This is a genomic window from Pontibacter aquaedesilientis (assembly GCF_014773225.1).
Classification (GTDB): domain Bacteria; phylum Bacteroidota; class Bacteroidia; order Cytophagales; family Hymenobacteraceae; genus Pontibacter; species Pontibacter aquaedesilientis.
Genome location: NZ_JACXAJ010000011.1, coordinates 105,169 through 119,089, shown reverse-complemented (window position 1 = coordinate 119,089; position 13,921 = coordinate 105,169). Strand labels below are relative to the sequence as shown.

Annotated in this window: 6 protein-coding genes and 1 pseudogene; 6 read left to right on the top strand and 1 reads right to left on the bottom strand. The window is 45.9% G+C overall.

All coding sequences use genetic code 11. The features are described 5' to 3' along the window. The 6 genes and pseudogenes from H9Q13_RS18315 to H9Q13_RS16940 form a co-directional block, all read left to right on the top strand. Positions 1–110: pseudogene (locus tag H9Q13_RS18315) on the top strand (IS1 family transposase); the annotation flags it as partial. A 244-nt stretch (positions 111–354) separates the two neighbouring features. Beyond that, a complete protein-coding gene (locus H9Q13_RS16960) occupies positions 355–1,338 on the top strand; it encodes a helix-turn-helix domain-containing protein (protein ID WP_191185004.1) in 984 nt (327 codons plus the stop codon). 535 nt (positions 1,339–1,873) lie between these two features. Beyond that, the gene (lnt, locus tag H9Q13_RS16955; RefSeq protein ID WP_191185003.1) at positions 1,874–3,460 is read left to right on the top strand and encodes an apolipoprotein N-acyltransferase; all 1,587 of its coding nucleotides are present in this window, start codon (positions 1,874–1,876) and stop codon (positions 3,458–3,460) included. A 952-nt stretch (positions 3,461–4,412) separates the two neighbouring features. After that, the gene (locus H9Q13_RS16950) at positions 4,413–10,046 is read left to right on the top strand and encodes an HYR domain-containing protein (protein ID WP_191185002.1); all 5,634 of its coding nucleotides are present in this window, start codon (positions 4,413–4,415) and stop codon (positions 10,044–10,046) included. 5 nt (positions 10,047–10,051) lie between these two features. Further along, positions 10,052–11,047 carry a PorP/SprF family type IX secretion system membrane protein gene (locus H9Q13_RS16945; RefSeq protein ID WP_191185001.1) on the top strand — a complete coding sequence of 332 codons (996 nt, stop codon included), beginning with the start codon at positions 10,052–10,054 and terminating at the stop codon, positions 11,045–11,047. Positions 11,048–11,057: 10 nt separating this feature from the next. Then, on the top strand, positions 11,058–12,236 hold the full coding sequence (locus tag H9Q13_RS16940) for an OmpA family protein (RefSeq protein WP_191185000.1): 1,179 nt from the start codon (positions 11,058–11,060) through the stop codon (positions 12,234–12,236). 278 nt (positions 12,237–12,514) lie between these two features. Here H9Q13_RS16940 and merA read toward each other — a convergent pair whose 3' ends face one another. After that, a complete protein-coding gene (gene merA / locus H9Q13_RS16935) occupies positions 12,515–13,921 on the bottom strand; it encodes a mercury(II) reductase (protein WP_224744362.1) in 1,407 nt (468 codons plus the stop codon).

Genomic DNA, 13,921 nt, shown 5'->3' with positions numbered 1-13,921 from the left:
CCAGAAACCGAAGAATCGTGAGAAAAACGGCCTGCTTCTCCAAAAAAGAGCAGAACCATTACAGCGCCATGAAGCTAATTTTCTATTATAGAAACCATCATACATTGTAGACCACAACCAAAATATTTACCATAGGATTAGATTCTGCTAAGTCCCCTTTAAGTAGAGCCAGCCCCCTGAATGGAACCGCTAGGTAATTCGAAGGTGTAACATCAAGTGTATGTGGATGGTTGCGTCAGTAGTCTGGCATTTGGAGCTAATACATGAAAAGCTATATATTTACAGAATGTCGCTATTCTATACTGCGATTTCTCCCTTCGAGGGGGTATAAAAACTGAAGAGCAGAGTCAATTAATGTTTGAAGAACCTTTACCGTTTACACAGGTAAAACCGGCTGATATAGCGTACATTATCAACCTGCTTGCCACCCAGCATCCAATTTGCAAAGAACTGCAGGATGAATTCCACCAACACGCCATTGCGATACAGTTAGCGGAAGAACAACACCTGCTTCATCAAGGGCATCTGTGCCACTACATGTATTTTATTCGGGAAGGGGCCTTGATGGCTTATTCGTTGCACAAACAGAAAAAAATAACAACCTACATCTCAGTTGAGAACGAGTTTGTTAGCTCCCTGTCCGGTCTTTATGGCGAGAAACCATCGCGGGAGGCGATTGTAGCCATTGAGCCAACCCTGGTTTTGGGCGTGCACACAGACATTCTGCAAAACTGGTATCAGCGGTTCTTCGACTTGAACTTCATCATTCGCAAGGTATACGAGAATTATTATCGGGATGCGCAAGAGCGTTCCCATATCGTAAGGGTCGGTAATGCCAAAGAGCGATACGCATACTTTGTGAAATCCAAGCCCGGGTATGTGGACCGGCTTCCCCTGGAATGTGTTGCCTCCTTCCTGGATATGAAACCGGAAACCCTTGCCCGCATCAAAAAACAGGATTACATTAAGCCTCAGGACGATCTGGAAGCGGAGCGCCTGCTAGCAAAAATGAAGGACTACATCCATCGAACTGAGTGCTTTAAAGAGAAGAACCTGAAGGTGCAAGACCTTGCCATGAAGCTAGATGTTCCAGGGTATAAGCTATCGCACGTCTTGAACTCACACGTCAGGAAAAATTTCAAGGACTTCATCAACCATTACCGCATTAGCTACCTCAAAGCACAGTTAGAAAAAGTAGAAAACCTGCAGAGCTTCACCATGGAGGCTTTGGCCCTGCAAGCTGGGTTTGCTTCCAGAAGCGGTTTTTACAAAGCTTTTAGCAAGGCAGAGGGGGTAAGTCCCAGGGTATACCTGGCAGGAAAAGCTGGCAAGCAATAAGCGAGCAGTTTAAATGGTTTTTGCTGCGAATAGGATCACGACATTAAATAACATAGCACATACTTTTGCTTGGCACTGTGAAGTATTTCAAACCGTGACGCTAAGTACGTATTTGTCTCCGTTTTAAATACAGGACAAATTGATGCAATTTTACATAGGAGTGTAGCTATATTAATCTTTTTTTTGTAAAAATTTAAAGCATTGTAAATAAGCAAATTTGATTTAAACTAATTATTCCAAAGATCTACCATATTGCTACAGCCCCTTTACCTCCCCCACCGAAAACAATGCTTTACAGGCTTAAAATTAGCTGCAAAAGATTCCGCCAGCATTCACTAGAGGCATAATCCTCATTCATTTAATGGTCATCACTTTATATTATATATTATTCTTGTACCTAATTTTCAATCTATAGCCAAACCTTTACACCCTTCTTTATGAAACATGTCTTTGCTCTTTCAACAGGAGTGAGTATCATGTCTATTTAACCCATTACTTGGGCTAAATCCTATAAAAAACTAGTGTATAGATCAGGATGCTAAAAAAACTAAAGGACTTTTTTACAGCTCATACTTATGTATCTGTTATTCTGTCCGCAATCCTTACAAGTGCCTCTTTAATTTTTGTAAATTATTTTATTGCATGGTTTGCGTTATGCTTTTTGTTTATTGCGCTTTTTAATGTATCCAATATAAGACAGGCTTTATACTTAGGTTTTGTTTTTGGTGGTGTGTCAGCAGGGATTCTAAACTATTGGATGATTCCTGCTATTATGCAGTATGCACAGAGTAGTATAATATTGGCTGTTTTTTGTTTGTTGCTCTGTTCTTTAGTGATCGGATGTATTTATGCAATTCAATTTTTAGTTTTTATTAAAACCAGGTTCACTGGTACTGCTTTTTCCGCATTATTTGGGAATGCACTGTTAATGGCATCTGTTTGGGTTTTATTTGAATGGATTCGTGCGAGCATCTTTGCTGGCATGCCCTGGATGAGCTATAGTATAGGGATCTCTCAGGCCAGTAATTTAATACTATCACAGCCTGCTGCAGTAGGTGGCGTTTTTATCTTATCGTTTCTGTTGGTATTAATTAACTATACCCTTAGCCTTTCAATTAATAAAGAAGCGTGGAAGTGGATGCTGGCACCCGCATTCATACTCATCATTCACTTCCTGATCGGAACATTTCTTTATAATAACATCTCAAATCAAATAGGTGACACAAACAATAAGGAGCTAAAAGCGGCCCTAGTACTGGCCTCTTTAGATCCAGAAACTGTTTGGGATGCAAATAATGGTAATGCTTTGGTTAAAAATTTGATTTCTTTAAACAGTGAGGCCGCAGAAAGCAATACAGATCTAATTTTGTGGTCAGAAACTGTTATTCCGTGGACATATGATGTCGATGATGATTTTCTTAAGGAAATAGCTAAAGCCACATCTGTTAAAAAGACACATTTCTTATTAGGTATGAGTACTGCTGTTGACCATAACAGTGATGCTGTATATAATTCGGCTTATTTTTTTAACCCAACAGGAAGTGTCTTAGACCGCTATGATAAAGGTGAATTACTTTCATTAATTGAAAGGCCATTATTTGAGGAAAACAGCAGTATAATTCTCCCATTTTTAGCTGGAAGTGGACTGATCGTTCAAAGAGGTATAAGACAACAAGCTATCCAAACACCTTGGGGTAAGGCTGGTGTGTTGTTGTGCAACGAGTCCACAGTGCCTGCTATTACAAGCAGGTATGTTTCCAATCAGGTTTCTTTTCTTATTAATCTAGGTAATGATGGTTGGTTTTCAGACTTCTTTATAACAAAGCAACACTTCTACAATAGTAGATTAAGAGCTATAGAATCGAGAAAAGATCTTGTTATTAATAGTAATAGGGGTATATCTGGGGTAATACGTGCGAACGGAGAAGTTGGAGCTCAATACCAGTCTGATCTAAGTAGTGTGCAGCATGTGAAAATCTACCCTAACCAAATTGCTGCTCTTAGCTATCACTATTTTATTTATGCAGTTCTTTCAGTGACTGTGGCACTACTTATCCTTAAAATTTACACAATTCTACCAAGTAGAGTTGTTTCAAATCACCATGAAGGAAGGCACATCTAAAGCTTTTAACTAACATTTAACATAATAGTCTATTGATTAACTTTTTAACTTTTACAGCCAATTTAATATGAAAAAACTATTACTATTTTTTTTCTTTAGTTGTCTGTTTCTCGAAGCAGCAGCCGGGCCTACCTTTAGTCATGGTAGTTGGCGATGGAGAAATGACAATGGTTCTGAGACTTCAGCTACCTGGAAGGGTAACGAAAATCAAGGCATTACAATCAACTCTATAGATGAAACGATTAGACTACGGATCCAAATTAATTCACATAGTAGTGGTTGGTCTGAAACGGCTGATGTAGATAATCGCATTAGCTATTCGACAAGTGTTAACGGACCATTTACATATGTTTCAACTTCAAATACGAATGGTGAACATTTTGTAATGGCTTCCAGCAACAGTGTACTAAGCGGAACACCTACCACAAAACAACTAAATATAAATAGTAATGGTGTTTATAAAGCAGGACAGATAGTCGATAGCTCAACTCCAAGTGGTACATTTTCATTTACTAATGAGGATAGTAACAGGGAATTTGAGTGGGTTATTAAACCTACAGCAGCTGCGGTAGAAGGTAAGTACTACTTTAAATTTGGAGACAAGTCTAATATAGGTTACTCTAACGATTTACCTTTTGTTAATTATACTACCAAAGTACCTACCGTTTGGAATGGGCCGAGAATTGTTTTTACGAAGGCTAATTTTGCAGACTTTACGCAGGAGGCAAATCAGGATAGAATAACTCCAACTACCTGGATAACGCGACAAAATAGCAAAGGCATTTACAATGCTTTCTCAGAATTTGAAAGTGACGGTTGGGGTACTTATTCAAGTCCAAAGAATACAGAATGGGCCTATGGAACTTTAGACGAATATGCTAACCTAAACTATAAATCCTGGGTTAATTGGCACGGTGGTACTCCTCCAAATATGGTCGGCCGGGAAGCAGTTTTGCACCTGATTGCAGAAAATATTTATATAGGAATTAAGTTTTTATCATGGACAGAAAACAACCAAGGTGGAGGATTCTCTTATGAGCGAACAACACAATGCGGCGCTGTTTCTGGTGACAACAATGCACCTGTAGCTGTAGCAAAAGCTTTAGTTGTTACAGCTGACGGCAGTTGCCAGGGCACAGCTATAGCACAGGCTTTCGACAATGGTTCAAGCGATGCTGATGGCGATGCACTTACTTTCAGCGTTTCTCCAGTAGGCCCTTATGCGAGTGGCGTAACCAATGTTACCTTTACCGTAACCGACTGTCAAGGAGCCAGCAGCTCTGTAGCTACTACTATTACAGTGGAGGATGAAACGGCACCATACCTTTCTGGAGTAGTAGGGGAGATTAAGGCTGACTATTATTCAGGCACTAATTTCAATACATTCAAATACTCTGAGGTTGTTTCAGAAATCAACAAAGACTGGGGCGTAGGTTCCCCGAATGCCTCTGTGCTGGGCAATGACTATTTCTCCATTCGCTACACGGCGCAGTTTAGGGCGCCTGTTACAGGCACTTACACTTTCAGGACCCTTACAGATGATGGGGTAAGATTATGGGTAAACAATACGCAGGTGATAAGCCAGTGGATTGAAATGTCTCCAACAAGCCTTGTAGGCACAATTGAATTGTCTGCCGGCCAAACTGTTCCGGTGGTGATGGAGTATTTCGAAAATGGGGGAGGAGCTCTAGCGCAACTTTCCTACACAGCCCCAGGTGCTACAGAGGTTGTGTTCAAAACTGATGCTCCCTCTTGCAAAGATGTTACATTGGTGTTGGACAACGCGGGCAAAGCCACGCTAAGCGCAGCAGATGTGGACGGCGGCTACGAGGACAACTGCGGCATTGCCAGCAGAACCCTGAGCCAGTCTGTTTTCACGGGTGAAGACTTAGGAGTGAAGAGTGTCGTACTAACCATTAGCGACGCCGCAGGAAACAGCAGCACTTGTACGGTGAAGGTAACGGTGGTGGACAACACAGCGCCGGTGTTTACCTCTACCCAGGAAAATGCGACTGTTGCCCTTGGCGATAACTGCCAGGCTACTTTAACGGATTATGCAGCGCTTGCTACGGCTACCGATAATTCCGGTTCTGTAACGATCACGCAGTCTCCGGCAGTTGGCACCGCGCTTGCAAAAGACGTGGCCACGACAGTGACACTGACGGCTGAAGATGCTTCTGGCAACAAAGTAACCCAGAATTTCACGGTGACGGCCAAGGACCAGACGGCTCCAATCGCCAAAGCCAAGAACATCACCGTTCAGCTGAGTGCTAGCAATACTGCTACCATCACAGCTGACCAAGTGAACGATGGCTCCTCGGACAACTGCGCCATAGAGAGGCTTGCTCTTGACAAGACTTCTTTTGACTGCTCTAACGTGGGTATAGAGAACACCGTGACCTTGACAGTAACAGATGCGAACGGCAATGTGTCTACCGCGACAGCGGTGGTGACAGTTGAAGAAAAAACAGCGCCAAGCATTACAGCTCCCTCAGCAGTTAGCGTGAGTACGGATGCCGGCAAAAGCTTCGCTTCAAATGTGACCTTGGGCACACCTACTACATCAGACAATTGTTCTGTTGCTAGTGTAACCAATAATGCTCCTGCAACTTTCCCGTTTGGTAGCACCACCGTGACTTGGACAGTGACCGATGGCTCTGGTAACAAAACCACAGCCACACAATTGGTGACTGTGAAAGATACAGAGGCACCTGTACCAAATGTGGCAAATCTGCCAAAAGCAACAGGCGAGTGTGTAGTTACTTTAACGGCTCCAACGGCCACTGATAACACAGCAGGAACTATCACTGGCACAACTTCCGCGCCACTTGAGTACAGACAACAGGGAACTTATACGATCACCTGGACTTACAATGACGGGCAGGGGAACATAACCTCTCAAACACAGGACGTTGAAGTAAAAGATGTGACAGCACCTGTTTTTGCAGCAGTTACTTCAATTTCAAAAAATAGTGACTTTGACAAGTGTGGCGCTACCATTACTTATTCTACTCCGGTAGCGACTGATAATTGTTCGACGACAGCAGGCAGAAAGGTGTTATTGATATGGGATGTAATAAATACCCATACTACAAGCCTTAAAAATGCATTGACAGCTGCAGGTATGGAAGTGACATTAAGTACCACAAAGGAGTCGGAATATGACGGCACTAACCCATCATTGACTGAGTTTGACGCTGTTATCCATTTAAATGGAGAAACATACAGCATAGCTATGCCAATAGCAGGTCAAAATGCATTGGTTGATTTTGTTATCAATAAGGGTAAGACCTATATCACAAACGAATGGTCTGCTTATGAAGTTGATGCTAGCCAGTCCATGACAGCGATGAATGACATCGTTGTTCTTAATAGGACGGGTGGATTTACTGATATTTCGACTTATACCATGGTTGCAGAGCAGTCTGGTCATCCTTTGATGTCAGGTATAACTGCATCATTTACTTTACCTAGAGGCGGAGGCAATGGAGGAGATGCTAGAGTATACAGCTCCAATCAACCACTTGTATTGATGACTTCAGCACAAGGCGCTGCGGTAGCTGTAAGGGAGTTTTCGAATGGTGGTAAAGCTATAGGATTCCAGCATGCCGGTAACTACAGTAGTTTTCCAATCTTATCTGATGAAAATGTCCAGAAACTGTATTTGAATGCAGTTAAATACAGCAACAGTGATAATATAGCTGTTACACAAATAGCTGGTCTTCCCTCAGGATCTTTATTCCCGATAGGTGTTACCAAAAACACATTTGAAGCAAAAGATTCCGAAGGAAATACTTCTACCATCAGCTTCGATGTAACCATAGAGGACAAGACGGCTCCGGTTGCCAAAACCAAGAACCTGACTGTTCAGCTGGATGCTGCTGGTAAAGCAACAATCACAACTGAGCAAATCAACAATAGTTCAACAGACAACTGCACGATCGCTTCACTAAGCCTTGATAAGACTTCGTTTGACTGCTCGAATGTGGGTAATAACAATGTGACCCTGACCGTAACGGATGCGAACGGCAATAGCTCAACGGCTACAGCTGTTGTAACAGTAGAGGACAAAATCGTACCGATTGCCAAAGCTAAGAACATCACAGTTCAGCTGGACGCAACAGGCAAGGCCACCATCACGGCCGACCAGATCGACAACGGTTCTTCTGACAACTGCGCGATCAAGTCACTAAGCCTTGACAAGACCTCGTTCGACTGCTCGAACGTGGGCAAGGAGAACACGGTGACCCTGACAGTGACGGACGAGAGCGGCAACAGCTCAACGGCAACGGCAGTGGTAGCAGTGGAGGACATGACGGCTCCGGTTACCAAAGCCAAGAGCATCACAGTTCAGCTGGACGCAACTGGCAAAGCCACCATCACGGCTGACCAAGTGAACGATGGTTCTTTGGACAATTGCGCCATAGAGAGGCTTGCTCTTGACAAGACTTCTTTTGACTGCTCTAACCTTGGCGCCAACGATGTCACCTTGACGGTAACTGACATGAGCGGCAATACCTCTACAGCAACTATCAAAGTTACCGTAGAAGACAAGATTGCTCCAATCGCCCGCACTAAGAACATTACGGCGCAGCTGGACGCTTCGGGCAAGGGTACGATTACGCCAGAAATGATAAACGATGGTTCGTCTGATATTTGTGGTGATGTAACGCTGGCCCTATCCAAAGCTACTTTCGATTGCAGCAATGTGGGCGAGAATACAGTAACCTTAACAGTAACTGATAAAGGGAATAATGTGTCAACTGCAACAGCAGTGGTTACAATTGTTGACAACACTGCCCCGATTGCTGTCGCAAAAGATATCAGGGTGATTTTAGAGGCAAACGGTACTGCCACTATTGCAGCTTCTGATATAAACAACGGAAGCAACGATGCTTGTGGCATCAAGTCTCTGAGCTTAGACAAGACTAGCTTTGACTGTTCTCATATCGGTGCTAACACTGTCATCTTAACGGTGACGGATGCAAACGATAACGTATCTACCGCAACGGCGACGGTGACGATAGTTGACAACACTGCGCCAATCGCTAAAGCCCAGAACATCACAGTTCAGCTGGACGCCAACGGCACGGCTACCATCACGGCCGACCAGATCGACAACGGCTCAACAGATGCCTGCGGCATCAAGTCACTGACCTTGGACAAGACTTCGTTCGACTGCTCGAATGTAGGACCGAACACGGTAACCCTGACGGTAACGGATGTGAACAACAACGTGTCTACCGCGACAGCTGTTGTAACAGTGGAGGACAAGACCGCACCAATCGCTAAAGCCCAGAACATCACCGTTAAGCTAGGTGCCAACGGCACGGCTACCATCACAGCTGACCAGATCAACAATGGCTCAACAGACAACTGCGCAATCGCTTCACTAAACCTTGACAAGACCTCGTTCGACTGCTCGAACGTGGACAAGGAGAACACGGTAACCCTGACGGTGACGGACGAGAGCGGCAACAGCTCAACGGCGACTGCCATTGTAACAGTAGAAGACAAGACTGCGCCAACAATCACGGCGCCGGCTGCGGTGACAGTGAATGTGGATCCGGGTAAGAACACGGCTTCTAACGTGAACCTGGGCAACCCGACAATAGCAGACAACTGCTCTGGAGCCAAAGCCACGAACGACGCCCCAGCGGTTTATCCGACCGGTGTGACGACAGTTACTTGGACCGTGATTGATGCCTCAGGCAATAAGGCTACGGCTACTCAGACAGTGACAGTGCTTCGCAACATCACTTCCGTTGCAACACCAACTGGGCTTACAGTGCCGATCAGAACTAGCTACGCTTCTCTTGCCCTTCCGGCTAAGGTAACGGTAACCTATTCAGACGGTAACTCTGAATCGATCAGTGTGAACTGGGCACAGGGCAACTACAATGGTATGGTTGCTGGTACTTACATCCTGACAGGCCAATTAGTACTGCCATCAGGCACTACCAACGTGGATAACCGAACGGCTTCGATCACGGTAGTAGTGGAGCCAAACAAGGTGCCAACCGCTCTTGCTTTCAGCGCCACCACCTTCAAGCCTGATGCTCAGGCCAACGAGGTGATTGGCACGCTGACCACCACGGACCCGGATGACACGGAGTTTGTTTACACGCTGGTTTCTGGTGCAGGTGATTCCCAAAACAGCCTGTTCGAGATCAGAGGCGACAAGGTATACCTGAAGAGCAACAAAGGGCTATCTGGTATGACTTCCTTCTCTATCCGTGTGCGAAGCACCGATCCTTACAATAACACCATTGAACGTTCTTTCACCCTGACCAAAGAGGCTTATGCCAAAACGGAGGATCAGCTGAAAATCGTGAATGCTTTCTCTCCGAATGGAGACGGTATAAATGATAACTGGACCATTCCTGAACTGAGATTCTACAATCAGGTGAACATTCAGGTGTTTGATCGCTCAGGCGTGCGTGTGTTTGAAACCAGCAACCCTGAAACGGGCTGGGACGGACGTGGACCAAACGGTCAGATACTGAACGGTGCCTTCCTCTACATTGTGGAGGTGAAGGATATCAATTGGGTGAAGAGAGGCGTGGTGACAATCCTTAAGAAGTAATCGAAATGAAAAAATTAATTCTATCCATATTATTGGTTGGTTCTGTTCTGGGCGCAAATGCCCAGAACAGAAAACACATCGCCAACTTTTCGCTGTTCCAACAGTACTACAACCCAGCCCTGACCGGCTACGAGGGCACCATGCTCAAGACCTTCCACCGCAACCAGTGGTCGGGTTTCGAAGGCGCGCCCAAGACCTTCTTCGCCTCTGCCGAGCTGGATCTGGCAGACCTTTCGGCCTGGAAGCGCAGCGACCTGTCCAAGACAAAGCGACATGACTTCTATGACCGCCAAGCCGGTGCCAAGCATGCCTTTGGTCTGGCTGTATTGCAGGATCAGTTCGGCCCTTTCTCGGAGAGTCAGGTGCATTTGAGCTACGCCTCCAGAATCAGGCTGTCTGAGCGTTTGAGCCTGCGCTGGGGCGGGGCGGCCACTTACAGTGCGCAGCGCCTCGATGGCAACAAGCTGACGATCGACAACGAGAACGACCCGGAGTACCAGGACGTGATGGGACAGCGTGTGCGCCAGGGAAAACTGGACCTGAACCTTGGGTGGATGCTGACAGAGGAGAACTTTTACCTGGGCTATGCCATGCAGGATATTACCAAAACAGGTATAGTGGCCAGCGGGGACGAGTTTCTGCAAGACCTGTATACTCGCAAGCATTTCGTGCAGGCGGGTTACCGCACAGCCGTGTCTGACCAAATAGGTATAGTGGCCAATGCCATGCTGCAGTACGATGACCAGCTGAAAGAAGGGGCGGAGGTACAGCTCAAGGCTGTCTACCAAAACATGTTCTGGTTGGGTGGTGGCTACCGCAAAGACCTGGCCTACAACGCGACAGCGGGTATACGGTTTGAGCAGTTCCGAATTGGGTATGCTTACGAGATGCCGACGGCCGATGCCAAGTATATCAGCAGGGGCACCAACGAAATCTCGTTGACCTATAACCTGATCCCGGTCAAATACCCTAAGTACGGAAAGCAAGTAACCATTTGGTAAACGAAAAATCATGAAGAGAATTTTATACACAATCGGAATGCTGCTTGGTACGGCCAGCCTGAGCAATGCTCAAACCGTGCTGCTTACCTCTAATGAGGAGATCGCCGAGGTGACACTGGTAGGGAAGGAATTGGTCGTGTTTACCAAGAAGGAGAAGGATGGCCAGTTTCTGTACACCACACAACAGGGCAGCGCAACAGCGGCACAGAAACCGTTGGTTTTAAACTTAGGCCAGGTAAATGCCTTGATAGGGGACAACCCGGCTAACAACGAGGTATACGTCTACCACAAAACAGGACGTCGTACCGAAAGCATTGGGGTATATACGTTGCAGGAGGGCGTCTTCCAAAAGACGGGAGAGCGCCCGGTACCGCGCATGCGCAACCATTCCCAAAACATGGGTATGTATCTGACAGAGGATTTGAGCAAGCTATACATTTCGGCAGAGCTCGGGAGCACGCAAGGCTATGACGACCTGTACCTGAGCGAGTGGGATGGCAAGGCTTGGTCCAAGCCCCGAAGCCTTGGGAAAAATGTAAACTCCAGAGATGCTGAGTTTGCCCCCTTTGTAGCCGGTGACTCTTTGTTTTTCGCCCGTAAGGAAGGCATGTCGGCTTATATCTATACTGCACCCCTGAACGGTGGACAGAATGAAGCGGCTGTGCGGCTTGCCTCTGTTACAAACTCCATGGAAAGCTACAATGCTTATTTCAGGAAAACAGAAGGGCAGACGATCTGGGTGTCAGCCAGTTCGGACGAACAGCCGACCTACACAGCTTACTTGTTGGGAAATGCGCCGGAACCCGAGGCGGCTCCTGAAACACAAGATCAGATTGCAGTAAGTGCCCCTGAGGCAGTAGCTGAAACCAAGCCAGTAAGAGCTGCGTCCCCTTCCTTGGTGCTTTACAACGGCTTCAACAGGGTGCACCTGAGCCTGGAGGAATTGGCCGGCCTGTCAAGATTCTTGCAGAAGCAGCCCGCTGGTACAACCCTAGTGGTAAAAGGCTACTCTGACGGATACGGGGAACCGGATGCCAAAAGCCGGGTGAGCGAGCAGCGTGCCCATAGCGTGAAGCATTACATCGGACGCTACTTTTCGGACAAAGGGTTCAAAGTAGAGATCGAGAGTGAGGTACTGCCCGAAAAAGGAAAGGCCCACCGGAAGACCGAGCTATACCTGATGCAGTAGAGTAATAAAAAGTGTTAAAAAAGGGAGGCCGCGCTGCAAAGTGTGGCCTCCCTTTTTTAACACTTTATTGTAATATAACTTCAGATGAACCTGATTGGTGGCACATCCATCCTTTAACTGCTACAGTCAGAAGTTTCTAAATCATTTACGGAGCGATTCCACATTTGAAGCTACGACTAAAGCGCTGTATCGGTCTGCTGCAAGCTATTCAACAATGGCACTATTAATTATTTTACAAAATCTATTCAGCATAAGACTCGTCGCTAATTTTATTGTTATCAACCAGCGCAGCAACTCATTTTTTTTATGTCTTTGGTAAAGGACATTGCTGCCAGTTTCACACCTTCTGCCAACGTCAGGTAGGGGTGAAGCGTAGAAGCGAGCTCTTTGACTTTGATGCCATATTTGATCGCTAGACTCAATTCCATCGTTAGTTCGCTTCCCCCAGGAGCAACTATTCTTGCCCCCAGTAAATGGTCTGTTTCTGGGTTGCGGATCAGTTTGATGAAACCGCGTGTATCCAGCGCGGCAATACTGTACGGTACTTCTGTCAGGGGCAAAGTGGTTGCTTCATGCGGAATACCCTTTTCTTGTGCCTGATGTTCGTCTAAGCCCACACCAGCTACCTGCGGGTCGGTAAAAATAACCCAAGGCAAGACGTTATAATCAACTTTATGGTTTATACCTTGAAAAGCGTTGCTCACGGCAGTTGTTCCTTCATAGGCAGCAGTGTAGACAAACTGCGGAAGATTATTCACATCACCAATAGCATAAATGCTAGGCACATTCGTTTCAAGGTATTCATTTACTAATACATGCCCACCTCTTCCAGTCTTTACGCCTACTTGCTCCAAATTCAAGCGCTCTGTATTGGCTTTTCTTCCAGTGGCTATCACTACATGAGTTACCTGAATGGTTAGTCTTTGTCCATTTGAAGCCAGTTCTGCTTTAATTGCTCTGCCTTCCTGCCACACTCTGCTTAAGGTAGTTGCCGTTCTAATTTCCACACCTTCGGCTATTAGGTGCTTAGTCAATTCATCTGTTACATCTCTGCTTTCGCTTGGCAACACACAATCCATCGCCTCAATTACGGTTATTTTTGTGCCTAAACGGTTATAGAGCTGAGCGATCTCCAAGCCAATGTAACCACCTCCCACAATGAGGAGTGCATCAGGGTGTTTTTCAAGGTTAAAGAGCGTGTCGTTGGTCAAATAAGGTATATCCGATAGCCCTTTGATGGGTGGGATCGCCGTAGTTGCACCTGTTGCGATGGCTATTTTTAATGCTTTGTAAGTTTCGCCGTTCACTGAAATGGTATCTTTGTCCACAAACGCTGCATTTCCTTCCAGCACAGTTACATATTGCAAATCAGCTAGCAGATCCAGATACTTGCGCCCTTGCATATCAGCTACCAAGGCCTTCTTCTGCTGAATGATCTGCTTAAAGTCAACTTCCGCGCCTTTGGCCTGTACCCCTTCAAAAGAGGAGTGCATGGTATGCCGCACGCTTTCTGCAGCCCTGATTAGAAACTTGGAAGGAACGCAGCCTACATTCACGCACGTTCCGCCTAGTGGCAGCCCCCCGTTCACCATCAGCGTATGGAGCTGGAGGTCATTTGCTCTGATAGCCGCTGCAAAAGCTGCAGAACCACCGCCAATTATGATCAAGTCGAATGGCTGTTGCAT

Bases quoted from the DNA above. Each gene is read 5' to 3' on its own strand.
- lnt (WP_191185003.1), top strand. From the start codon at position 1,874: ATGCTAAAAAAACTAAAGGACTTTTTTACAGCTCATACTTATGTATCT.
- merA (WP_224744362.1), bottom strand. From the start codon at position 13,921: ATGCAACAGCCATTCGACTTGATCATAATTGGCGGTGGTTCTGCAGCT.
- H9Q13_RS16945 (WP_191185001.1), top strand. From the start codon at position 10,052: ATGAAAAAATTAATTCTATCCATATTATTGGTTGGTTCTGTTCTGGGC.
- H9Q13_RS16940 (WP_191185000.1), top strand. From the start codon at position 11,058: ATGAAGAGAATTTTATACACAATCGGAATGCTGCTTGGTACGGCCAGC.
- H9Q13_RS16960 (WP_191185004.1), top strand. From the start codon at position 355: ATGTTTGAAGAACCTTTACCGTTTACACAGGTAAAACCGGCTGATATA.